Source organism: Xenorhabdus vietnamensis (assembly GCF_002127535.1).
Taxonomy (GTDB): domain Bacteria; phylum Pseudomonadota; class Gammaproteobacteria; order Enterobacterales; family Enterobacteriaceae; genus Xenorhabdus; species Xenorhabdus vietnamensis.
The window spans coordinates 49,824-73,668 of record NZ_MUBJ01000021.1 but is presented as its reverse complement, the minus strand read 5'-3'; the positions used below and the strand labels follow the sequence as shown (position 1 = coordinate 73,668).

Genomic DNA, 23,845 nt, shown 5'->3' with positions numbered 1-23,845 from the left:
TATTTATTTTGATGGGTGTCGATTATTATTAAGATGTATTTTAAATATTATGTATAGGATAAAAAATATCATCCTGACTTTCTTATTGGTATTTTTGATAATGAAGTTCCCGGTAACACAATCTATCTGCCAGAGATGCAATAGGCTGTAACAATAGTTTGCAACAATCTTTTAATAACCATTGCAGCGGCAGGGCGGGAGTGATAAAACCAATGCATCCGATTTTATTGTATCCATTGATAGGGTGAGGTTGAGGTTAATGAGTCAGGTATATAATTTCAGCGCTGGTCCAGCCATGTTGCCAGCGGAAGTATTACGACGGGCAGAGCAGGAACTTTGCAACTGGCACGGTTTGGGGACATCAGTGATGGAAATCAGCCACCGTAGCAAAGAATTCGTTGCTGTTGCGACAGAAGCAGAAAAAGATCTCCGAGATTTATTATCGATACCTGAGAATTACAAGGTGCTGTTTTGTCACGGTGGAGCCCGTGCACAATTTTCGGCATTGCCACAGAATTTATTGGGTGATAAATCGACAGCAGATTATATCGTTAGCGGTTACTGGTCTGAATGTGCAGCGAAAGAAGCAGAAAAATATTGCACACCAAATGTCATTGATATCAGAGTAGAAACAGATGGCATAACCAGTGTGAAACCAATGAATGAATGGGGCTTGAGCAGTGATGCAGCTTATGTCCATTATTGCCCTAATGAAACTATTGAAGGTATTGCTATTCTTGAAGAACCTGATTTTGGTGATGATAAGATTGTGATTGCCGATTACTCTTCAACTATTCTCTCTGCACCCATTGATGTTAGCCGTTATGGTGTTATCTATGCTGGAGCACAAAAAAATATTGGGCCAGCAGGGATTACAGTCGTCATTATTCGTGAAGATCTTTTGGGTAAAGCACACCAGCATACACCATCGATCCTGGATTATACTGTGCAGGTTCAATATGACTCTATGTACAACACTCCACCGACATTTGCATGGTATCTATCTGGCATGGTGTTCAAATGGTTGAAAGAGCAGGGGGGATTACAAGAAATCAGCAAACGCAATCTTGCAAAAGCTGAACATCTTTATCGTGCCATTGATGGCAGCAAGTTGTATATCAACCGTGTTGCCCCTCAAAATCGTTCTATCATGAACGTACCATTCCAACTGGCTAACCCAATGTTAGATGGTCAGTTTCTGGAAGAAGCCTATGCGCATGGGCTGCATGCGTTGAAAGGGCACAAAGTGGCGGGGGGGGCTCGTGCTTCCATTTATAACGCCATGCCTTATGAGGGGGTAAAAACATTGGTTGAATTTATGGCTGATTTTGAATGTCGTAACGCTTAATTTTTTATCGTCGGGAGAGATAACACCTCCCGATCTCAAAATCCTCGATTTATCCTAAAAGTTAAAAATATATCCCAATTTAAAAACCGGAGACTCCTCTCTATTATGCAATCCCTGACTTTACAACCTATTTCCCGTATTAATGGAACGATTAATTTACCTGGTTCTAAAAGCGTTTCTAACCGCGCTTTGTTACTTGCTGCTTTTGCTAAAGGAACTACTCGGCTAACCAATTTATTGGACAGCGATGATATTCGTTACATGCTTAATGCATTGGCTGCTTTGGGTATTACCTATCGTCTATCTGCTGATCGTACTATCTGTGAAGTAGATGGTATTGGAGGCCGCATTACCGGAAAAAGCGGAATCGAGCTATTTCTGGGTAACGCAGGTACAGCAATGCGTCCATTGGCAGCAGCGCTATGTTTGGGAGAGGGTGATATGAGCGTGGTGTTGACCGGTGAACCTCGTATGAAAGAGCGTCCGATTGGTCATTTGGTCGATGCACTGCGTCAAGGGGGAGCAGAAATTGATTATCTTGAACAGGAAAATTATCCGCCTTTACATATCAAGGGTGAATTTTCAGGCGGAAAAGTTACCGTTGACGGTAGTGTTTCCAGCCAATTCTTGACAGCTTTATTGATGGCAGCGCCATTGGCAGCAAACGATACGGAAATTCATATACAAGGCGATTTAGTTTCTAAACCTTATATTGATATTACATTAGCACTGATGAAAAGTTTTGGTGTAACGGTAAACAATGAGCAATATCAGGCTTTTCACATTAAAGGGCAGCAGCAATATTTATCTCCGGGACAGTATTTGGTGGAAGGTGATGCTTCATCGGCATCTTATTTTTTAGCAGCGGCAGCAGTTAAAGGCGGAACAGTTCGTGTCACGGGTATTGGCAGAAACAGCCTGCAAGGAGATACCAAATTTGCCAATGTGCTGGAACAGATGGGGGCGACTATTTGTTGGGGAGATGATTTTGTCGAGTGCGAACGAGGTACATTGACAGGCGTTGATATGGATATGAACGCGATTCCTGATGCTGCAATGACTATTGCGACCACTGCGCTGTTCGCACAGGGAGAAACAGTTATTCGCAATATCTATAATTGGCGGGTAAAGGAAACAGACCGACTCAATGCAATGGCGACTGAATTACGAAAAATAGGTGCCGAAGTGGAAGAAGGGTATGACTATATTCGTGTTTCTCCACCCGAAAAACTCAATCATGCTGAAATTGAAACTTATAATGATCACCGAATTGCGATGTGTTTCTCGCTGGTGGCTTTATCGGATACCCCGGTCACCATTCTTGATCCAGGTTGTACAGCAAAAACATTCCCGGATTATTTCAGCCAGCTTGAAAAACTCAGCCAATATACAAAATAGATATAACTAAATGAGCTTTCAAAGGGAAAATCATGGTGAAAGAATGACTCGTTATGAAATTTTGTGATAATTGTGCTGAGCCTGTTTCTCTCACCTGCTGAGCGCGTATAATAAGGCAGATTTTTGTTGCTTGCTGATTAAGCAATTTTTTGCATTCGGTAAATGACCTGTCTGCTATACGAATGTTACGCGAAGAGGAGGAGAATGATGGCGGTGATAGCCCCAGTAATAACCGTTGATGGGCCAAGTGGTGCTGGCAAAGGAACACTATGTCAGGCGTTGGCTGAAGCGTTAGATTGGCAATTACTTGATTCAGGTGCTATTTATCGGGTATTGGCACTGGCTGCCATTCACCATCAGGTGGATATCCAGTCTGAAGACGCTCTGGTTCCTCTGGCCGCAAATCTGGATGTTCGTTTTGTGCCTGCAAATGGTAAACTTCGGGTCATTCTGGAAGGCGAAGATGTCAGCAATGAAATTCGTACCGAAACTGTTGGAAACACGGCTTCACAGACCGCGACATTTCCACGCGTCCGTGAAGCGCTCTTACGTCGGCAGAGAGCTTTCCGCATTGCCCCAGGGCTGATAGCGGACGGTCGTGACATGGGAACAGTTGTGTTTCCTGACGCGCCAGTAAAAATATTTCTCGATGCAAGTGCGGAAGAACGTGCCCGCAGACGCATGTTACAGTTGCAGGAGAATGGTTTTAGTGTTAGCTTTGACCGCCTTTTGTCCGAAATACAGGAGCGGGACTTCCGAGACCGCAATCGGGCAGTTGCGCCTTTAGTGCCTGCACAAGCTGCATTGATCTTGGATTCGACCAGCATGTCTATCGAAGAAGTGATTAATAAAGCACTGGCTTATGCGAAAAACGTGCTGGAAATACCCGCATAATCGTTAATTTTCGCAAATACACTATTGCAGAAGCGCATCAAGAAGATGTATATAGAATTCTGGTGTATTGGTAGATAAATATGCTGATACACCAAAACACCTTATAACAAGGAAAAGTTGTGAGGTATGTAAAACAACCCCATTCGGCTGGATGCTAAATGGACGTTAATTAAAAACCTTGAAGATCATTAACATGACAGAATCTTTTGCTCAACTCTTTGAAGAATCCCTACAGGTTATCGAAACTCGTCCAGGCGCCATCGTTCGTGGTGTCGTGGTTGCTATCGATAAAGACGTTGTATTGGTTGATGCAGGTCTGAAATCAGAATCTGCAATTCCTGTAGAACAATTCAAAAATGCTCAAGGCGAGCTGGAAATCCAAGTTGGCGATGAAATCGACGTAGCTCTGGATGCGGTAGAAGATGGTTTCGGTGAAACTATCCTGTCCCGTGAGAAAGCGAAACGTCACGAAGCATGGCTGATGCTGGAAAAAGCATACGAAGAAGCTGAAACTGTCACTGGCGTTATCAATGGCAAAGTAAAAGGCGGCTTCACTGTAGAACTGAACGGTATCCGTGCGTTCTTGCCTGGTTCATTGGTTGACGTTCGTCCAGTTCGTGATACAGCTCACCTTGAAGGCAAAGAGCTTGAGTTCAAAGTCATCAAGCTGGATCAGAAACGCAACAACGTAGTTGTTTCCCGTCGTGCTGTTATCGAATCTGAAAACAGCGCAGAGCGCGATCAGCTGCTGGAAAACCTGCAAGAAGGTATGGAAGTTAAAGGTATCGTTAAGAACCTGACTGACTACGGTGCATTCGTTGATCTGGGCGGCGTTGATGGCCTGCTGCACATTACTGATATGGCGTGGAAACGTGTTAAACATCCAAGCGAAATCGTCAATGTGGGCGATGAAATCACAGTTAAGGTACTGAAATTCGACCGTGAGCGTACCCGCGTATCTCTGGGTCTGAAACAACTGGGTGAAGATCCATGGGTAGCAATCGCTAAACGTTATCCAGAAAGTACTAAACTGACTGGTCGCGTAACTAATCTGACTGATTACGGTTGCTTCGTTGAAATCGAAGAAGGCGTTGAAGGTCTGGTACACGTTTCAGAAATGGATTGGACCAACAAAAACATCCACCCATCCAAAGTTGTTAACGTTGGCGATGTTGTGGAAGTTATGGTTCTGGATATCGACGAAGAACGTCGTCGTATCTCCTTGGGTCTGAAGCAGTGTAAATCTAATCCTTGGCAGCAATTTGCTGAGACTCACAACAAAAACGACCGCGTTGAAGGTAAGATCAAGTCTATCACTGACTTCGGTATCTTCATCGGTCTGGACGGCGGCATCGATGGCCTGGTTCATCTGTCTGATATTTCCTGGAACGTTACAGGCGAAGAAGCAGTTCGTGAATACAAGAAAGGCGACGAAATCGCAGCTGTAGTTCTGCAAGTAGATGCAGAACGTGAGCGTATCTCTCTGGGCATCAAACAACTGGCAGAAGATCCATTCAACAATTACCTGTCTGTAAACAAGAAAGGTACAATTGTTACTGGTAAAGTTACTGCAGTTGACGCAAAAGGTGCTACAGTTGAATTAGCTGCCGGCGTTGAAGGTTACATGCGTGCATCAGAAGCTTCTCGTGACCGCATTGAAGATGCAACTCAAGTTCTGAACGTTGGCGATGAAGTTGAAGCTAAATATGTTGGCGTTGATCGCAAAAACCGCATAATCAACCTGTCTGTTCGTGCAAAAGATGAAGCTGATGAAAAAGACGCTATCGCTTCTGTGAACAAACAAGAAGACTCAAACTTTGCTAACAACGCAATGGCTGAAGCTTTCAAAGCAGCTAAAGGCGAATAATTTAAGTCATAACTCGGGTAATATTCTCTGTAATGAGAATATTACCCGAATACGGTAGTTTAGGGAGGTACCATGACCAAGTCTGAATTAATCGAAAGACTTACAGAGCAACAATCTCACATGTCGGCTAAAGTCGTTGAAGATGCAGTGAAAGAAATGCTTGATCATATGGCAGAAACACTAGCTGCAGGTGAACGTATTGAAGTTCGCGGATTCGGCAGCTTTTCTCTTCACTACCGGGCTCCGCGTGTGGGTCGTAACCCCAAAACGGGTGATAAAGTGGAATTGGACGGTAAACACGTTCCTCACTTTAAACCTGGCAAAGAGTTACGCGATCGCGTAAATATCTATGGCAATAGCTAAGATATTAGTTATTACTTAATTAAACTAACGGCACCTTAGGGTGCCGTTTTTTGTATATCTGATTTTTGTGATGATAATTGTATTATTTTGAGAATTGTTTCTTCTGTTTGAAAATTAATTTGTGAAATGATTCCACAGTAGAATTTCTCTGACTGGCAGTCGGGACTATTATGTAATAGGCTTTCTTGCGTGAATGGAATGTCAGCATAGAGGCATAACGGATGCAGCCCATAATATTTTTTCCCTTTACTTATTTATTCATTATTTGGCGAAAACTGAAGCCTATTATCAGTCTAAATTTGGCTGCATTAGCCATTGTATTGGGAATTATTCCCTTATTATTCCTCGCTGAACTTCCTCAACAAAAAACTATTCAATACTTGATTTTTCTTGCATTTTTCTTATTGTTTTTTCCTTATAAAATCATACGACTAGTATCATTGGGATTATGGGCATTTATCTTCGGATGCTGGCATGGCCATCAAATATTGGCGCAAATAACTTATTTCAGCGAAACTTCCCGTACCGCAATTGTTATGATTGATAGCGTATCATTGGAAGATAAAACGGAGAACAATGATAAAAAGACGCGTTACCGTATTAAGCTGATTGAGAGTGATGGGACACATATTTTTCCTGCCTTATACGCATCGGTATCATGGAACTCTCAGGAATACTTGTGTGCTGGTCAGAAATGGCAGGTGACCATGAAACTGAGACCTGTCCATACTCAATTAAATCATGGTAGTTATGATAGCCAGCGATATTTACTTTCTATACGTCAGTCGTTAAACGGAAAAATTATTCAGGAAAAACCGCTCAATAAAAATTGTAACCTGCGACAAGATATTATTAATAAATTGTTGCCAGAAATTCAGTCACTAAAACAGGCTGGTGTTGCTTTAGCTCTTGCATTTGGCGAAAGGGCATGGCTGGATAAATCTACTCGTTTGCTATTACAGCAAACAGGGATTGCTCATCTGATGGCTATTTCGGGACTACATATCACCATGGCCAGCTTATTTGGCTGGAGTTTTGCGAGAATAGTGCAATTCTTTTTTCCTGCAAAATGGATTGAATTTCGTTTCCCATTAATTATGGGCTGGTTAACTGCAATATTGTATGGATGGTTATCTGGTTGGGGAGTGCCGGCTGTTCGGGCAATATTGGGACTTACCTTATGGATTTATTTACGATGTAAAAGCAGACTTTGTTTTTCATGGCAATGGGCTTTATGGAGTGCTGCAATTATTTTACTTTTCGACCCGTTGGCAATACTTTCTGATAGCTTCTGGCTCTCATTTACTGCAGTTATAGCACTGCTATTTTGGTTTTATTGGATGCCTTTGCCAGAAAAAATACGCCACGGTTGGCAATGGATAGGGCTGCGTGGATTGCATATGCAATTGGGTATGATGTTAATGTTATTACCATTGCAGCTTTTATTATTTCAAGGAATTAATATTGCCTCATTAGTAGCTAATCTATGGGCTGTTCCGATCGTCTCTTTTTTATCTGTGCCGTTAGTGATGTTGGGGATAGTTTGTATCTTTCTTCCGGTTATCCAACCATTTTTATGGCAACTTGTTGATTACAGCGTTTTATTTGCATTGGCACCTTTATCTGCCTTGACGCATTCATGGATTGAAACAGGACATTACCCAATCATTATTACATTAACCGGATGGTTTTTGGTTGTGATTTGGCGTTTAGGTTGGTGGAAATCTTATAAATGGCTGTTGGGAATTTGCGTTGTCATCATTGTGTGTTATTCAAAGCGCTCCAATGATTATCAATGGCGTTTTTCAATGCTGGATGTGGGGCATGGATTAGCGGTGGTGATTGATAAGGGAGGAAAAGCCATTGTTTTTGATACAGGAAATCGCTGGGAAACAGGCAGTATGGCAGAAAAAGTCATTGAACCTTACTTGCGTTGGCATCGATTAGTGCCAGAACAGATAATCCTTAGCCATGATCATTTGGATCATACGGGAGGGATGATGCATATAAATGAAAAATACCCAGATATCCAAATTAGAAGCCCTTCATTAAATCATGCTCACTTACCTTGTGTTCGTGGCGAGCAATGGATGTGGCAAGGGTTGAGTTTTAAAGTTCTTTGGCCACCTGAAAAGGCAGTTATTGTTGGAAATAACCAATCTTGTGTGATCCGTATTGATGATGGCAAGCACAGTCTATTATTAACGGGGGATTTGGAGAAGCGGGGCGAATATCACTTATTGGAGCTTGAGAAGAATCATCTGAATGCAACAATACTGCAAGTACCTCATCATGGGAGTAACACTTCTTCAACTTCGGTATTTATACGTCGAGTTATGCCTCAATATGCTTTGGCTTCAGTAGCACGCTATAGCCCGTGGAGACTGCCTTCAATAAAAGTGAAACAACGTTATAAAAATGTTGGAGTTAAGTGGCATAGTACAGCAGTATCTGGTCAGATAACAGGCTATTTTTATCGCGATCACATTAAATTAAAAGGTTATCGACAACAAATAATGCCACGGTGGTATCATCAGTGGTTTGGTATTCGTGGCGATCATGAGTAGAATGACTCGCTATTTCTTTTGGTTTTGGTAACTCAATAATGAATGATAAAGACCTTTCTACTTGGCAGACCTTTCGCCGTTTGTGGCCGAACATTACTCCTTTTAAAGTCGGCCTGTTAGTTGCGGCGGTTGCGCTAGTTATTAATGCTGCCGGTGATACATTGATGCTTTCCTTGTTGAAACCTTTGCTTGATGAAGGGTTTGGCAAGGCGGACATTAGCGTATTGAAGTGGATGCCACTGGTTGTTATCGGGTTGATGTTGTTGCGTGGCATATCTGGCTTTATATCAAGTTATTGTATCTCTTGGGTATCAGGCAAAGTGGTTATGCAGATGCGTCGTCGTTTGTTCAACCATATGATGGGGATGCCTGTTTCCTTTTTTGACCAGCAGTCCACGGGAACTTTACTTTCTCGTATTACATACGATTCAGAACAGGTTGCTTCTTCTTCATCCGGCGCATTAGTGACGGTTGTTAGGGAAGGAGCATCAATTATTGGCCTGTTTATACTGATGTTCTATTACAGTTGGGAACTTTCCCTTATTTTGATTGTAATTGCACCAATAGTTGCGGGTGTTATTCGCCTTGTTTCCGTGCGTTTTCGTAATATCAGTAAAAATATGCAGAGCAGCATGGGGATGGTGACAACCAGTGCTGAACAGATGTTGAAAGGTCATAAAGAAGTTTTAATCTTTGGTGGACAAAAAGTTGAAACCAAACGTTTCAATAAAGTCAGTAACCATATGCGTCAGCAGGGTATGAAAATGGTTTCTGCTGATTCTATTTCAGATCCGATTATTCAGCTTATTGCTTCTTTTGCACTGGCATTTATCCTGTATGCGGCCAGTTTCCCTGAAATTATGGGTGCTTTAACCGCCGGGAAGATCACCGTTGTATTTTCATCCATGATTGCCCTGATGCGTCCATTGAAATCTCTGACCAATGTAAACGCTCAATTCCAACGTGGTATGGCTGCCTGCCAGACCTTATTTGCTATTTTGGATATGGAGCAGGAAAAAGACGACGGTAAATTGGAAGTAAAAAAGGCAAAAGGAAATATTGAATTCCGTGATGTTACTTTCTGTTATCCAACCAAAGAGCTTCCTGCATTGAAAAATATTTCAATGACGATTCCAGAGGGCAAAACTATTGCATTGGTTGGGCGATCAGGATCAGGTAAATCGACGATAGCTAATCTCCTTACGCGTTTTTATGACGTAAATAAAGGTGGGATAATACTGGATGGCCATGACTTGCGTGAATATACGTTGGCTTCCCTGCGTAACCAGATTGCGTTAGTGTCGCAAAATGTGCATTTATTCAATGATACGGTTGCCAATAACATTGCTTACGCCAGCGAAGGACAATTTAGTCGTGAGGAGATAGAGCGAGCAGCAGAAATGGCTTATGCAATGGACTTTATCAAAAAGTTGGATAACGGTCTTGATACCATGATTGGTGAAAATGGCGTTTTGCTTTCCGGAGGGCAGCGTCAGCGCATTGCTATTGCCCGTGCTTTGTTGCGTGATTCTCCGATTCTAATTTTGGATGAAGCAACTTCTGCATTGGATACGGAATCTGAACGTGCAATTCAGGCCGCACTAGATGAATTGCAAAAAAACAGAACTTCATTAGTTATTGCTCACCGTCTTTCTACTATTGAAAATGCCGATGAAATTATCGTCATTGAAGATGGAAATATCATAGAAAGGGGGAATCATGTCACTCTGTTGGAACACGAGGGAGCATATGCACAGCTACACAGGATGCAGTTTGGTCAATGATTGAACGTATATGGTCAGGCCACTCATGGCTTTACATCGTATTATTACCACTATCAGCCCTTTATGGGCTGATTAGTGGCTTACGTCGTTTAAGCTATAAACTAGGATTGAGTCGTTCTTGGAAAGCACCTGTGCCTGTTGTTGTGGTCGGTAATTTGACAGCGGGCGGAAATGGTAAAACCCCTGTTGTTATTTGGCTGGTTGAGCAGTTGCAGCAAAAAGGCTATCGGGTTGGCGTTGTTTCGCGCGGTTATGGTGGGAAGTCGGAACATTATCCGTTATTAGTTACAAAGGAAGTAACAACGGCGCAAGCAGGAGATGAACCTGTTTTAATTCGTCGCCGTACTGGTGCACCTGTTGCGGTGGCACCAAAACGGGCTGAAGCTATTAAAGCATTATTGGCACACGCTCCGGTTGATATCGTAATTACAGATGACGGCCTTCAACATTATGCCTTACAACGTGACTATGAGATTGTGGTGATTGATGGCATTCGTCGTTTTGGAAATGGCTGTTGGTTGCCTGCCGGGCCTATGCGAGAGCTGGCTGGGCGCTTGAATAGCGTTAACACGATCATTGTCAATGGCGGAACACCGGAAGCAGGTGAATTGCCAATGACCCTAAAGGGCGATTGGGCGGTTAACTTGCTGACTGGGGAAACACGAAAAGTCACTGATATTCCCAACAGTATCGCTATGGCAGGGATTGGTCACCCACCGCGTTTTTTCGCGACATTGCAGCAATTAGGGGCTAACTTACAGAAAACACATGCCTTTGCTGATCATCAGTCTTACGAAAAATCCCAACTATTGGCTTTGGCAAATAGCGATCAAAATTTATTGATGACAGAAAAAGATGCGGTCAAATGTTTCCAATTTGCACAACCTAACTGGTGGTATTTACCTGTACACGCGAACTTGCCAGAGGAAAAAGGGCAAAAAATTTTAAACGATATCTGTGCCTTGCTTTCAGAATTAAACACTCACCAATAATATGGGGTTAGTTCTCGCTATATAAAACAAAATAAGGAAAATTAAACAAAGCAACAAAGTTAACGGTAATACATGGCTTGTGGTATTCTGAGCCGCATTAAATTTAAAACCCGTTACTTGGGGGATATATGGATCACCGTTTACTCGAAATCATTGCTTGTCCGGTATGTCATGGCAAGCTCAGTTATGATAAAGAAAACTTTGAACTGATTTGCAAACTTGATCGCCTCGCTTTTCCTTTCCGTGATGGTATTCCTGTGTTGCTAGAGAATGAAGCACGTGTCTTGCCTACAGAGGAAAACAAATAACTTATGTTTACCGTTATCATTCCAGCACGTTTTGCCTCAACGCGTTTACCGGGAAAACCACTGGCCGATATTCATGGCAAACCAATGATTGTGCGCGTGATGGAGCGTGCTGTCCGTTCTGGTGCTGAGCGGGTTATTGTGGCGACAGACAATCAAGACGTTTTTGATGCAGTGACTGCCGCAGGTGGTGAGGCTTGTATGACAAGTGAAAATCACCATTCAGGCACAGAGCGTTTGGCTGAGGTTATCAATAAATACCAATTTGCTGATGATGAAATTATTGTGAATGTTCAGGGTGATGAACCCCTTATTCCAGAACAGATCATTAAGCAAGTGGCCGATAATTTAGCTGGCAGTGATGCTGGGATGGCAACCCTTGCCGTGCAGATCCAAGATGCGGAAGAAGCATTCAATCCTAATGCGGTCAAAGTCGTTATGGATTCGAAAGGTTATGCACTCTATTTTTCTCGCGCCACGATCCCGTGGGAACGTGATCGCTTTATGCAGTCAAAAGAAATTATTGGAGACAATTTCCTACGTCATATTGGAATTTATGCCTATCGAGCAGGGTTTATTCGGCGCTATGTTCAGTGGGCTCCAAGTCCATTGGAAAGTATTGAAATGCTCGAACAATTAAGAGTGCTTTGGTACGGTGAAAAAATTCATGTAGCAAAAGCGCTGCAAGCACCCGGTGCAGGTGTTGATACACTGGAAGATCTGGAAGCCGCCAGAAAAGCTTTTGTAGCACGTTGATCTTCTTATCTTATATGAATACCAATCGAGTGTGATTTAAAAGAGAATGCGGTATTACATTACGGCATTCTCTTTTTTCTTCTCTCTTCTTCCGCTTTTTCCTTTACAGTCTGGTGTTATTTCTTATCACTTTTTTGTTGAGAATCTTCTGGTTTTTCGGTTCTTATATCCTTATTTGCAGGCTTAATAACTTGCCAAATACTCCCTAAAGTTTCATACCAAGCACGTTCTGTGTGTGATAAATAGTAGGAAGAAGGAATATATTTTTCCCACGGATATAAAGGTGTTGTTACAGCTAATTGATTAGCTGGGCCTGCAATTGGATGTAGATCTCGTTGTTCAAAAAACTTGAGTGCCCTTTCCATATGATTGGCAGAAGTAACGAGAATAAACGGCTGTTGTCCGACTATTTTTTCAACTTCAACAGCTTCTTCTTCTGTGTCCAAGGGTTTTTTTAATGCTATTGTGTCTTCTACAGGAATTCCCATAGATTGTGCTACCATAGCAGCAACTTCGGCACTGCTAACTGCATTAACGCCTTTACCTCCGGTGAAAATCATTTTAGTGCCGGGGTTAAGGTGATACAACCTAATACCTTCAGCCACTCTGGGTAAGCTATTGCTGATAAGATTGGCGCTGGGGGCCCATTGGGGGTTATAAGTAAAACCACCTCCGAGAACCACAATGTATTTTACGGGAATTTTAGATTTTGGTGTTATAGGCTCGGAAGTTACAAATGTAGTATCTGGCTCATAGCGCTGAATATATTTCCCCTCGACAGGAAGTAAGAGTTTATCCGCGATAGGTTGTAAACTAAATAAAAGCAATGCAAGCCAACTGAGTGATAAAATGGTTTTTCCTGTTCTTTGCCAGCGGGTAAACCACAGTAATAGTAGCGCTGCAAAAGAGACAATAATGATCAACGGCAAAGGCATTAATAGCGAGCCGATATATTTTTTTAATAGAAATAACATTGATTGGCCTTGGTTTGGTTGAATTGTAATCGCACAGGGGCGAATTTAAGGCTAAAAGTAGTTAATTAAATGATTATTGTGCCAAAATAATAGTAGTAAAAATAGCAGTAGATAATATAACTACTCAATAGATAAATTAAACTTAGCTTATAAGTGGGGCAGTTTTTCATGCTGGATCGCAATTTCGATGATATTGCAGACAAATTTTCGCGTAATATTTACGGCACAACCAAGGGTAAAATCAGGCAAGCCGTTGTCTGGCAGGATATTAACGAATTGCTGAATCATTTGCCTCAACGCCCTTTGCGCATCTTGGACGCGGGGGGCGGTGAAGGGAATATGGCTTGCCAATTAGCTGAATTGGGGCATCAGGTCATACTTTGTGATCTATCAGAAGAGATGGTTCAGAGAGCGAAACATAACGCCGAAGAGCGGGGTGTTTTCCATCACATGCAATTTATCCAAAGCTCGGTACAGGAAATTCACCAGCATATTGAACAGCCCGTTGATCTGATTCTATTTCATGCTGTATTAGAGTGGATCACTGACCAAAAAGAAGCAATAGAAACATTGGGAGATATAATAACGCCCGGTGGTGCACTCTCATTAATGTTTTATAATGCTAATGGTTTGGTCATGCGTAATGCCATCTTGGGTAATTTTCATTTGGCGACACCCAATATTCCGCGCCGTCGAAAACGTTCTCTATCACCACAGAATCCATTAGTGCCAGAACAAGTATATCAATGGCTGACTGAACTCAAGATGGAAATAACAGGTAGAACAGGCGTGAGGGTTTTTCACGATTACTTGCAGAGTCGTCAATTACAAAACGCAGATTTTCCAGCGTTGCTTGAACTTGAACAACGTTATTGCAGACAAGAGCCTTATATCAGTCTGGGGCGCTACATTCATGTGATGGCACGTAAGCCTATCTTAAAGAGCGAATTATGAGTGAATATTCTCAGACTGTTCCTGAACTTGTGTCCTGGGCCAGAAAAAATGACTTTTCAATTTCGTTGCCGCCAGAACGTTTGGCTTTTTTACTGGCAATTGCCGTACTGAATAGTGAACGACTTGATGGTGAAATGAGTGAAGGAGAGCTAGTGGATGCTTTCCGCGAAGTGTGTAAAGGTTTTGAGCAAACTTCTGAAGCAGTATCCGTCAGAGCGAATAATGCCATTAACGACATGGTTCGCCAGAAATTACTTAACCGTTTTACTAGTGAATTGGCGGATGGAAATGCCATTTATCGCTTAACCCCTTTGGGAATTGGTATCAGCGATTATTATATCCGCCAGCGTGAATTCTCCACATTGCGTTTATCCATGCAGTTATCCATTGTTGCCAATGAATTACATCGGGCGGCTGAAGCTGCCGAAGAAGGTGGGGATGAATTCCATTGGCATCGCAACGTTTTTGCCCCTCTCAAATATTCTGTGGCTGAAATTTTTGACAGCATTGATATGTCCCAGCGTTTAATGGATGAACAGCAAAACAGTGTAAAAACTGATATTGCCGCGTTACTCAATCAGGATTGGAAAGCCGCCATTGCCAATTGTGAACATTTGCTGTCTGAAACTTCCGGCACACTGCGGGAACTTCAGGATACATTAGAAGCGGCGGGTGACAAATTGCAGGCAAATCTATTGCGTATTCAAGCAGCTAATATGGACAGTGATGGCTCTGAGCTGGTGGATAAACTGGTTTTTGACTTACAAGGCAAACTGGATCGTATTATCAGCTGGGGGCAACAGGCCATTGATCTGTGGATAGGTTATGACCGTCACGTTCACAAATTTATCCGAACTGCCATCGATATGGATAAAAACCGCATTTTTGCCCAGCGTCTTCGTCAATCCGTCCAACATTATTTTGATAGCCCATGGGCGCTGACCGTGGCTAATGCAGAACGTTTCCTGGATATGCGAGATGAAGAACTGACTCTGCGTAATGAAGAGGTAATGGGAGAATTACCGTCAGAAATGGAATATGAAGAGTTTAGTGAAATCAATGAACAATTGGCTGAAATGGTAGAGCAGGCGCTGGCGGTTTACCAGCAGGCAAAACTTCCTCTGGATTTGGGGGCTGTACTGCGCGATTACCTCGCTCAGTATCCACATAAGCGCCATTTTGATGTAGCGCGTATTTTGGTGGATCAAGCCGTAAGGTTAGGGGTTGCAGAAGCGGATTTCTCTGGGTTGCCAGCGGAATGGTTAGCGATTAATGATTACGGAGCCAAGGTGCAGGCACATGTCATCGACACATATTGAACAATTTATGCCAGTGAAACTGGTTCAGGCATTATCCAATACACTTTTCCCTGAATTAGACAGCCAGCTGCGGGCCGGGCGTCATATCAGCCTGGATGATCTTGATAACCATGCCTTTTTGATGGATTACCAAGAAGAGTTGGAAATGTTTTATGCGCGTTATAACGTCGAGTTAATCCGTGCACCGGAAGGTTTTTTCTACCTGCGTCCCCGTTCGACGACGCTGATCCCGCGATCTGTTCTGTCTGAATTGGATATGATAGTGGGTAAAATTCTGTGTTACCTCTACCTCAGCCCAGAGCGCTTGTCCAATCAGGGAATATTTACCTTTCAGGAACTGTACGAAGAATTACTGTCATTGGCAGATGAAAATAAGCTAATGAAATTAGTGAATCAACGTTCGACAGGTTCAGATTTGGACAAACAGAAATTGCAGGAAAAAGCACGCACTTCTTTAAACCGCTTACGCCGTTTGGGTATGGTTTATTTCCTGCAAAACGATAGCAATAAATTTACGATTGCCGAAGCTGTATTTCGCTTTGGCGCAGATGTACGCAGCGGTGATGACCCACGCGAGGCACAATTACGGATGATCCGTGATGGTGAAGCTATGCTGGTAGAAAGGGAAATATCGCAGGAAGATAATGAACATGAAGAAGCATCAGGGCATTCAGCAGAAGGTGCGGAGGATGAGCAGTCATGATTGAACGCGGTAAATTTCGCTCACTGACGTTAGTTAATTGGAACGGTTTTTTTGCCAGAACGTTTGATCTTGACGAACTTGTGACGACCTTATCCGGTGGTAACGGTGCAGGTAAATCAACCACAATGGCGGCGTTTGTAACCGCATTGATCCCTGATTTGACCCTGCTTCATTTCCGGAATACGACAGAAGCAGGCGCAACCAGTGGTTCGCGCGATAAAGGGCTGCACGGTAAGCTGCGGGCAGGTGTCTGCTATTCCACGTTGGATGTTGTTAACTCCCGCCATCAACGGATTATCACCGGAGTTCGCTTACAACAAGTTGCCGGACGCGATCGAAAAGTTGATATCAAACCATTTATGATTCAGGGAGTTCCTGCATCAATTCAGCCAACGCAGTTACTGACTGAAAATATTAATGAACGTCAGGCGCGGGTTCTGCCATTGAATGAACTAAAGGAACGTCTTGATGAGATAGAAGGTGTTCAGTTCAAACAATTTAACTCGATTACGGATTACCATTCCCTGATGTTTGATTTGGGGGTGCTTCCAAAACGTTTACGTTCGGCGAGTGATCGCAGCAAATTTTATCGTCTGATAGAAGCATCATTGTACGGCGGGATTTCCAGTGCGATTACCCGTTCATTGCGTGATTATTTACTGCCAGAAAACAGCGGTGTCAGGAAAGCATTTCAGGATATGGAAGCTGCATTGCGTGAAAACCGCATTACATTGGAAGCCATCCGTGTAACTCAATCTGACCGCGATCTTTTCAAGCACCTGATTACAGAAGCTACGGCCTATGTTTCTGCTGACTATATGCGTCATGCCAATGAACGCCGCGTTCATCTGGATGAAGCATTGGCTTTGCGCAGTGAGTTATTTGGCAGTCGTCGTCAATTGATCACAGAACAGTATCGTCATGTTGAAATGGCGAGGGAACTGACGGAACAAAGTGGTGCATCTTCTGATTTGGAAATGGATTATCAGGCGGCCAGCGATCACCTGAATCTGGTTCAAACGGCGATGCGTCAACAGGAAAAAATCGATCGTTATCAATCTGATATTGAAGAGCTGACTTATCGGTTGGAAGAACAGGGCGAAGTTGTAGAAGAGGCGAAAGATCTTCAGGCGAAATATGAAGTCATATCTGAAGCAGCAGAACAAGAAGTTGATGAGCTGAAAAGTCAGCTTGCTGATTACCAACAAGCTTTGGACGTTCAGCAAACCCGAGCCATTCAGTATCAGCAGGCACTACAAGCGTTAGAGCGTGCCCGTGAACTTTGTCAGCTCTCGGATCTATCGATTGCAAATGCTGACGAATGGCAGGAAACCTATCAGGCCAAAGCGCAGCAGGCAACTGAAACCTTGCTGGCTCTGGAACAAAAATTGAGTGTTGCTGATGCCGCCCATAGTCAGTTTGAACAGGCTTACCAGCTGGTAAAAAACATCGTTGGTGAAGTGAGCCGCAGTGAAGCATGGCAAGCAGCCCGTGAAGCATTGCGTGAATGGTCATCCCAGCGCCATTTGGCGGAGCGGGTTCAACCTTTGCGTATCCAGTTGGCTGAATTGGAGCAGCGCCTGAACAGCCAGCAAAATGCAGAACGTTTGCTGGAAGAATTCTGTAAGCGTCATAACCAGCAATATCAGGTAGAAGATTTAGAGGCGTTGCAGGGTGAATTGGAAGCTCAGTTGGAAGAATTGAGCTTGAGTGGCAATGAAAGCGGTGAACGTCGTATTCAAATACGTCAGGAGTTTGAACAGCTCAAACAAAAAATTCAGGTGCTGACAGCAAGGGCACCAGTATGGTTGGCTGCACAGGAAACATTGACCCAACTTTGTGATCAGTCCAATGAAACATTCGAAAATAGTCACGATGTCACTGAATACATGCAGCAATTGCTTGAGCAAGAGCGTGAAATTACCGTTGAGCGTGATGATATTGCTGCACAGAAGCGTGAACTGGAAAAACAGATTGAGCGCCTGAGTCAGCCAAGTGGTGCCGAAGATAGCCGTTTGCTGGCATTAGCGGAGCGCTTTGGTGGTGTATTGTTGTCTGAAATTTATGATGACATTACCATTGATGATGCACCTTATTTCTCAGCATTGTATGGCCCTGCACGTCATGCAATCGTTGTGCCTGATCTCTCACTGGTTCGCCCACATCTGGAAGCATTGGAAGATTGTCCTGAAGATCTCTATTTGATTGAAGGAGATCCGCAATCTTTCGACGACAGCGTATTCCATTTTGAAGAACAGGAAAACGCAGTTCTGGTGAAATCATCAGACCGTCAGTGGCGTTATTCCCGTTATCCAGAGGTTCCGTTATTTGGACGGGCAGCAAGAGAAAATCGTCAGGAAGCACTCAGTCTTGAGCGTGATACGCTGGCAGAGCGCTATGCGACACTTTCGTTTGATGTTCAGAAAATTCAACGTGCGCATCAGGCTTTCAGCCGTTTTGTGGGTAAACACCTTGCTGTTGCATTTGATGATGATCCCGAAGCGGAAATTCGTCATCTGAGCCAGCGCCGCATTGAGTTGGAACGTGAGCTATTTCAATTTGAAGCTCAGACTCAGCAGCATCAGCAGAAACTTGTTCAGGCGAAAGAGAGCCTGTCAGTATTGAATCGTCTGATTCCACAAATTCCAATTTTATTGGATGAAACTCTACTTGATCGAGTAGAAACAGTTCGTGAAGAAATGAGTGAGGCTCAGGATGCTGCTCGTTTTCTGCAACAACACGGTAATGCATTGATCAAACTTGAGCCACTGGTTTCTGCATTGCAAAGTGATCCACAACAACACGAACAGTTGCAGAAAGATTATGAGACAGCGAAACACAGTCAGAATAAGGCCAAGCAACAAGCCTTTGCTTTGACAGAAATTGTGCAGCGCCGTGCGCATTTCAGTTACAGCGACTCTGCCGGTATGCTTAGTGAGAATACTGATCTGAACGATAAACTGCGTCAGCGTCTTGAGCACGCAGAATCTGATCGTAGCCGTGCGCGTGAGCAATTGCGTCAGCAACAAGCACAATATGCACAGTTCAACCAAGTATTGGCATCATTGAAAAGTTCTTATGACACTAAGCAAGATATGTTGAAAGAGCTTGAGCAGGAGATGAAAGATATTGGTGTTCAGGCAGATGCTAATGCAGAAAGCCGCGCCCGTGAACGTCGTGATCAGCTCCACGCATCTGTGAATACTAACCGTTCCCGCATTAACCAATTAGAGAAACAGATTGCATTCTGTGAAGCGGAAATGGAAAACCTCCAGAAGAAACTGCGTAAATCTGAGCGAGATTATTACCAGAAACGTGAGCAGGTAGTTTCTTCTAAAGCGGGTTGGTGTGCAGTTATGCGCATGGTGAAAGACAACGGTGTTGAACGCCGCTTGCATCGCCGTGAACTGGCCTATATGGACGGTGATGATTTGCGTTCAATGTCGGATAAAGCGCTGGGAGCACTACGTCTGGCAGTAGCCGATAATGAGCACCTGCGTGATACGTTGCGTTTGTCCGAAGATCCGAAACGTCCTGAACGTAAAATCCAATTTTTTGTTGCTGTTTACCAACATCTTCGTGAACGTATCCGTCAGGATATTATCCGTACGGATGATCCTGTTGATGCTATCGAACAGATGGAAATTGAGCTGGCACGTTTAACTGAAGAATTAACCGCTCGTGAGCAGAAATTGGCGATTAGTTCCAAAAGCGTGGCGAATATCATTCGCAAGACTATTCAACGTGAACAGAACCGTATTCGTATGCTGAATCAAGGCTTGCAGGCGGTTTCCTTTGGGCAGGTTGGCGGTGTCCGTCTGAATGTAAATGTACGTGAAAGCCATGCTCTCTTGCTGGATGTGCTTTCTGAACAACAGGAACAGCATCAGGATCTGTTCAACAGCCAGCGCTTGACCTTCTCAGAGGCGATGGCGAAGCTTTATCAGCGCTTGAATCCGCAAATTGATATGGGGCAGCGTCTACCTCAGACCATTGGTGAGGAATTGCTAGATTATCGCAATTACCTTGAGCTGGATGTTGAAGTCAACCGAGGTTCTGATGGCTGGCTGAAAGCGGAAAGTGGCGCTTTGTCTACAGGGGAAGCGATTGGTACGGGGATGTCCATCTTGGTTATGGTCGTACAGAGCTGGGAAGAGGAATCACGTCGCTTGCGTGGTAAAGATATTTCACCATGTCGACTGCTATTCCTTGATGAAGCAGCCCGATTGGATGCGAAATCAATCGCAACATTGTTTGAGTTATGTGAACGTCTACAAATGCAGTTAATTATCGCTGCGCCGGAAAATATCAGTCCAGAAAAAGGGACAACCTATAAACTGGTACGTAAGATTTTCAATAATCAAGAACATGTACATGTTGTTGGGTTACGTGGTTTTGGGCAAGATATTCCGGTTACTGAACAACCGAAAATACAGTCACAAGCGGTATTACAAGAATAATTTCATCTTTGAGTGAAATGTCTATTTAAGAAAGGAGCATATTGTGCTCCTTTCTTATTGGTGAATTCTTATCATAAGTTATATTTATTAGTTTTCTTGTAAGCAGGCAAATTATTATGATGATATTGGCTTATGAAGAGTTTAAATTACTTTAATCAGTAATGGTAACATGGGGTAATTGTGCTATATGTCTCGTTTTGATGAAATGAAAAAGTTTACTATCCCGCAACGTTATGATTAATACAAAAAGGAATAACGATGCGTAAATTTACCTTAATATTCAGTATGATTGTGCTCGTTTTTGGTTTGAATGGTGTAGCACAGGCAAAAATGTTTATGCCTGAGCAAGTTGATTCAGGAGTCACTTCGGCAGATTTGGCTCAACGTCATGCGGTGCATTGGGTATCCGTAGAGCAAATCAAGCGGAGCCTGAAAAACCAATCAGCAATGGCGGTAGGGTTTGATATTGATGATACTGTACTGTTTTCAAGCCCAGGCTTTTATCGTGGTAAATTAGAATACTCACCTAATGACAATAGCTATCTGAAAAATCCAAAATTTTGGGAAAAAATGAATAACGAATGGGATAAATTCAGTATGCCAAAGCAAATCGGCATTGAATTGGTTCAGATGCATTTGAAGCGAGGTGATAATATTTATTTTATCACAGGCCGTACAAAAACTAAGACAGAGACTGTGACAAAATATTTGCAGGAAGACTTGCACATTCCAGCTAATAAAATGAATGCTGTTATTTTTGCGGGTGATGAACCAGATAAAAATAATAAAATCAGTTGGATGAGAGATCATAAATTGAAAATCTACTATGGTGATGCAGATGCTGATATTGCTGCGGCACGTGAGCTGAATATCCGTGGCATTCGTATATTGAGGGCATCAAATTCTTCTTATCAGCCTCTACCTAAAGCAGGTCGATTTGGAGAAGAAGTAGTCATTAAATCTGAGTATTAATCTGAAAAATTTAAAGAATTAACATTGAGTCAGGGCACTTGAGGTGCCTTTTTGTTTCTTAAGATAAGAGTAAGCTAATTCATTATAGTGAAAAGTTTTTTTTGTTCGATATCATTGGATATATTTTGTGGTTCTCTGTCTTAATAGATAATTATATATATAATTATTACTATTATTTTCTGATAAAATAGACCCGTTAATAATTAGAATAAGTCATTGGATAGCTGCATACATAATAAGGTGAGGTGAGCTCTTATGGCAAAGAACACAGCCAGATTACTGAAGGTTTCTTTTATCTTTAGCGTTTTGATGGTATCAAAGGGAGCCTTTGCAAATCAACAAAATGGACTACCATCAAGTAGTATGCAACAATTACCAGCGGAACAAAAAAAAGAAGAGTCTATTGTTTCAACTGATAAGACTATTCCTGTTTTTTCAGTGTCTTCTACTGATGAAAATCGAAAGCAGCTACAAACTTGGTTGCCACAACAAGTAGAACTGGTATTCCTTGATCGTTTAGTAACTTTATATGCTGACAATAAGATGAATCCATTATGGTCAGATAAAAAAGTTATTAAACAATTTGAAGATCAATTGCTTGAAATATCGCTAGCTGGTTTTCAGCCTCAATTTGAAAAATGGTTGATACAACTTAATTCTCCAGAGTTAAGCGACATGGGGCGTGATATTATTTTATCTGATGCTATGTTAGGTTATCTCCATTTTATAAGTAATGTTAATAAAAAAGGAGATTCATGGTTATATGGTAAATTTTCCTATAAAATAGAATTACCTCCCTCTAATTTAATCGATACATGGCAAAAGTATATTAATAATAGTAATGTTTTATCTTATATTAAGAGCTTATCACCAAATCACCCTATGTATGAAAATATGCGTAAAGAAATGCTGACTCAATTGGCTGATAAAAGGCCATGGACTGAATTTACGCTTAAAGGGACTCTGAGACCTGAACAAAGTAGTGAAAGTGTTATTGCATTAAGGAAAATACTGGCTCGTTCAGATGTATTGGATGTATCTTTTGTCAAATCTGATAGTAAGGTTTATGGCAAAGAATTAACAGCAGCAGTAAAACGTTTTCAAGCCTTACATGGGTTGTCAGCTGATGGAGTTATCGGTAAATCCACTAAAATTTGGTTAAATATGACACCACAAACCCGGGCTCGCATTATGGCATTAAATATCCAACGACTACGGATTATTCCGGGAGATATACCTACAGGTATTTTAGTTAATATTCCTAATTACTCGCTTTTTTATTATTTGAATGGCAAAGAAGTATTAAATTCTAAAGTCGTTGTTGGGCGGCCCAGCCGAAAAACACCCATTATGAGCAGTGAGTTGAATAATGTAGTAATCAACCCCCCGTGGAATGTGCCGACTAGCATGACTCGAAAAGATATTGCACCAAGAGCGATGCGTGATCCAGGTTATTTTCACTCACGTGGTTATACGGTTTTCTCCAGTTGGAGCAATGATGCTAGAGTTATCGATCCTTCACTAATTGACTGGAATGTAGTAACTCCGGGTAGTTTTCCTTATCGTATAAGACAAGCACCTGGCCCAACTAATTCATTGGGACGTTTCAAATTTAATATGCCAAATTCAGAGGCAATTTATTTACATGATACACCCAATCAAGCTTCTTTTGGTCGTGAAATGAGAGCGGTCAGTTCTGGTTGTGTGCGTGTAAATAAAGCACCTGAGTTGGCTAATATGCTGTTGGGAGACGCGGGTTGGAATAAAACTAAAGTTAGTGATTCATTGAAAACATGGTCAACAAAGTATGTAAATATCCCCAAAAAAATTCCTGTATTTCTCTATTACCAAACTGCTTGGGTTGATGAGGAAGGGAAACCACAATACCGGGCAGATATCTATGATTATGATTTTAATGCAAGACAGCATTCAGATTTTCTATCCAAGATCTTGGTAGTAAAGAATAATTTATAATTTTTCATTACTAACAATGCTTAAAGACATCAAATTGACATTGATATCTATGCTATAGGCGGTGAAGAAAATAATATATTCTTCACCGTTACTTTATATTTCTGATTATTTTTCGGTGTTTTTTATGGTATAAATTTTTTAATGAGTTATTTTTCTGTTTCTGGTGGGGTTTTATAATTTATGTGGAAAATATCTATCAATGACATGACATCATT

The 23,845-nt window shown here is 42.3% G+C and carries 17 protein-coding genes; 16 read left to right on the top strand and 1 reads right to left on the bottom strand.

Going from position 1 to position 23,845, the window contains the following annotated elements; all coding sequences use genetic code 11:
* Positions 1 to 259 precede the first annotated feature (259 nt).
* From serC to kdsB, 10 genes are all read left to right on the top strand, one after another.
* On the top strand, positions 260 to 1,348 hold the full coding sequence (gene serC / locus Xvie_RS15975; RefSeq protein WP_086110176.1) for a 3-phosphoserine/phosphohydroxythreonine transaminase: 1,089 nt from the start codon (positions 260 to 262) through the stop codon (positions 1,346 to 1,348).
* A 105-nt stretch (positions 1,349 to 1,453) separates the two neighbouring features.
* A complete protein-coding gene (aroA, locus tag Xvie_RS15970; RefSeq protein WP_167376288.1) occupies positions 1,454 to 2,746 on the top strand; it encodes a 3-phosphoshikimate 1-carboxyvinyltransferase in 1,293 nt (430 codons plus the stop codon).
* A gap of 207 nt (positions 2,747 to 2,953) precedes the next feature.
* The gene (cmk, locus tag Xvie_RS15965) at positions 2,954 to 3,640 is read left to right on the top strand and encodes a (d)CMP kinase (protein ID WP_086110174.1); all 687 of its coding nucleotides are present in this window, start codon (positions 2,954 to 2,956) and stop codon (positions 3,638 to 3,640) included.
* 193 nt (positions 3,641 to 3,833) lie between these two features.
* Positions 3,834 to 5,507: a 30S ribosomal protein S1 gene (gene rpsA / locus Xvie_RS15960; RefSeq protein ID WP_086110173.1), complete on the top strand. Its 1,674-nt coding sequence runs from the start codon at positions 3,834 to 3,836 to the stop codon at positions 5,505 to 5,507.
* A 72-nt stretch (positions 5,508 to 5,579) separates the two neighbouring features.
* Positions 5,580 to 5,870 (top strand): integration host factor subunit beta, encoded by a 291-nt coding sequence (ihfB, locus tag Xvie_RS15955; RefSeq protein WP_086110172.1) that lies wholly within the window; start codon positions 5,580 to 5,582, stop codon positions 5,868 to 5,870.
* A gap of 221 nt (positions 5,871 to 6,091) precedes the next feature.
* Positions 6,092 to 8,437 carry a ComEC family protein gene (locus Xvie_RS15950; RefSeq protein WP_086110171.1) on the top strand — a complete coding sequence of 782 codons (2,346 nt, stop codon included), beginning with the start codon at positions 6,092 to 6,094 and terminating at the stop codon, positions 8,435 to 8,437.
* A gap of 35 nt (positions 8,438 to 8,472) precedes the next feature.
* Complete coding sequence (gene msbA, locus Xvie_RS15945) at positions 8,473 to 10,221, top strand: lipid A ABC transporter ATP-binding protein/permease MsbA (RefSeq protein WP_086110170.1); 1,749 nt, start codon at positions 8,473 to 8,475, stop codon at positions 10,219 to 10,221.
* Positions 10,218 to 11,213 (top strand): tetraacyldisaccharide 4'-kinase, encoded by a 996-nt coding sequence (gene lpxK / locus Xvie_RS15940; RefSeq protein ID WP_086110169.1) that lies wholly within the window; start codon positions 10,218 to 10,220, stop codon positions 11,211 to 11,213. The genes msbA and lpxK overlap by 4 nt, the downstream gene beginning before the upstream one ends.
* Positions 11,214 to 11,341: 128 nt before the next feature.
* Positions 11,342 to 11,521, top strand: coding sequence for a Trm112 family protein (locus tag Xvie_RS15935; RefSeq protein WP_086110168.1), 180 nt, complete (start codon positions 11,342 to 11,344; stop codon positions 11,519 to 11,521).
* A gap of 3 nt (positions 11,522 to 11,524) precedes the next feature.
* Positions 11,525 to 12,274: a 3-deoxy-manno-octulosonate cytidylyltransferase gene (kdsB, locus tag Xvie_RS15930; RefSeq protein WP_086110167.1), complete on the top strand. Its 750-nt coding sequence runs from the start codon at positions 11,525 to 11,527 to the stop codon at positions 12,272 to 12,274.
* A gap of 116 nt (positions 12,275 to 12,390) precedes the next feature.
* On the opposite strand, the gene elyC is transcribed toward kdsB, so the two are convergent.
* Positions 12,391 to 13,248, bottom strand: coding sequence for an envelope biogenesis factor ElyC (gene elyC / locus Xvie_RS15925; protein ID WP_086110166.1), 858 nt, complete (start codon positions 13,246 to 13,248; stop codon positions 12,391 to 12,393).
* Between the two features lie 168 nt (positions 13,249 to 13,416).
* Here elyC and cmoM point away from each other — a divergent pair, with 168 nt between their 5' ends.
* The 6 genes from cmoM (at position 13,417) to ldtD (ending at position 23,630) form a co-directional block, all read left to right on the top strand.
* Positions 13,417 to 14,202 (top strand): tRNA uridine 5-oxyacetic acid(34) methyltransferase CmoM, encoded by a 786-nt coding sequence (gene cmoM, locus Xvie_RS15920; protein ID WP_086110165.1) that lies wholly within the window; start codon positions 13,417 to 13,419, stop codon positions 14,200 to 14,202.
* Positions 14,199 to 15,521, top strand: a complete 1,323-nt coding sequence (gene mukF / locus Xvie_RS15915; protein WP_086110164.1) for a chromosome partition protein MukF — start codon at positions 14,199 to 14,201, stop codon at positions 15,519 to 15,521. The genes cmoM and mukF overlap by 4 nt, the downstream gene beginning before the upstream one ends.
* Entirely contained in the window at positions 15,502 to 16,224 is a 723-nt protein-coding gene (gene mukE / locus Xvie_RS15910; protein ID WP_086110163.1) for a chromosome partition protein MukE, read from the top strand. The genes mukF and mukE overlap by 20 nt, the downstream gene beginning before the upstream one ends.
* Positions 16,221 to 20,684: a chromosome partition protein MukB gene (mukB, locus tag Xvie_RS15905; protein ID WP_086110162.1), complete on the top strand. Its 4,464-nt coding sequence runs from the start codon at positions 16,221 to 16,223 to the stop codon at positions 20,682 to 20,684. Before mukE ends, mukB begins: the two co-directional genes overlap by 4 nt.
* 258 nt (positions 20,685 to 20,942) lie before the next feature.
* On the top strand, positions 20,943 to 21,656 hold the full coding sequence (gene aphA, locus Xvie_RS15900; protein ID WP_086110161.1) for an acid phosphatase AphA: 714 nt from the start codon (positions 20,943 to 20,945) through the stop codon (positions 21,654 to 21,656).
* 255 nt (positions 21,657 to 21,911) lie between these two features.
* Entirely contained in the window at positions 21,912 to 23,630 is a 1,719-nt protein-coding gene (gene ldtD / locus Xvie_RS15895) for a L,D-transpeptidase (protein WP_086110160.1), read from the top strand.
* The last annotated feature ends 215 nt before the right edge of the window (positions 23,631 to 23,845 follow it).

What these genes read in the sequence shown, in the direction of transcription:
- ldtD (WP_086110160.1), top strand. Translation starts at nt 21,912, where the DNA reads ATGGCAAAGAACACAGCCAGATTACTGAAGGTTTCTTTTATCTTTAGC.
- rpsA (WP_086110173.1), top strand. Translation starts at nt 3,834, where the DNA reads ATGACAGAATCTTTTGCTCAACTCTTTGAAGAATCCCTACAGGTTATC.
- aroA (WP_167376288.1), top strand. Translation starts at nt 1,454, where the DNA reads ATGCAATCCCTGACTTTACAACCTATTTCCCGTATTAATGGAACGATT.
- mukE (WP_086110163.1), top strand. Translation starts at nt 15,502, where the DNA reads ATGTCATCGACACATATTGAACAATTTATGCCAGTGAAACTGGTTCAG.
- cmoM (WP_086110165.1), top strand. Translation starts at nt 13,417, where the DNA reads ATGCTGGATCGCAATTTCGATGATATTGCAGACAAATTTTCGCGTAAT.
- mukB (WP_086110162.1), top strand. Translation starts at nt 16,221, where the DNA reads ATGATTGAACGCGGTAAATTTCGCTCACTGACGTTAGTTAATTGGAAC.
- Xvie_RS15950 (WP_086110171.1), top strand. Translation starts at nt 6,092, where the DNA reads ATGCAGCCCATAATATTTTTTCCCTTTACTTATTTATTCATTATTTGG.
- ihfB (WP_086110172.1), top strand. Translation starts at nt 5,580, where the DNA reads ATGACCAAGTCTGAATTAATCGAAAGACTTACAGAGCAACAATCTCAC.
- elyC (WP_086110166.1), bottom strand. Translation starts at nt 13,248, where the DNA reads ATGTTATTTCTATTAAAAAAATATATCGGCTCGCTATTAATGCCTTTG.
- aphA (WP_086110161.1), top strand. Translation starts at nt 20,943, where the DNA reads ATGCGTAAATTTACCTTAATATTCAGTATGATTGTGCTCGTTTTTGGT.
- cmk (WP_086110174.1), top strand. Translation starts at nt 2,954, where the DNA reads ATGGCGGTGATAGCCCCAGTAATAACCGTTGATGGGCCAAGTGGTGCT.
- serC (WP_086110176.1), top strand. Translation starts at nt 260, where the DNA reads ATGAGTCAGGTATATAATTTCAGCGCTGGTCCAGCCATGTTGCCAGCG.
- kdsB (WP_086110167.1), top strand. Translation starts at nt 11,525, where the DNA reads ATGTTTACCGTTATCATTCCAGCACGTTTTGCCTCAACGCGTTTACCG.
- Xvie_RS15935 (WP_086110168.1), top strand. Translation starts at nt 11,342, where the DNA reads ATGGATCACCGTTTACTCGAAATCATTGCTTGTCCGGTATGTCATGGC.
- lpxK (WP_086110169.1), top strand. Translation starts at nt 10,218, where the DNA reads ATGATTGAACGTATATGGTCAGGCCACTCATGGCTTTACATCGTATTA.
- mukF (WP_086110164.1), top strand. Translation starts at nt 14,199, where the DNA reads ATGAGTGAATATTCTCAGACTGTTCCTGAACTTGTGTCCTGGGCCAGA.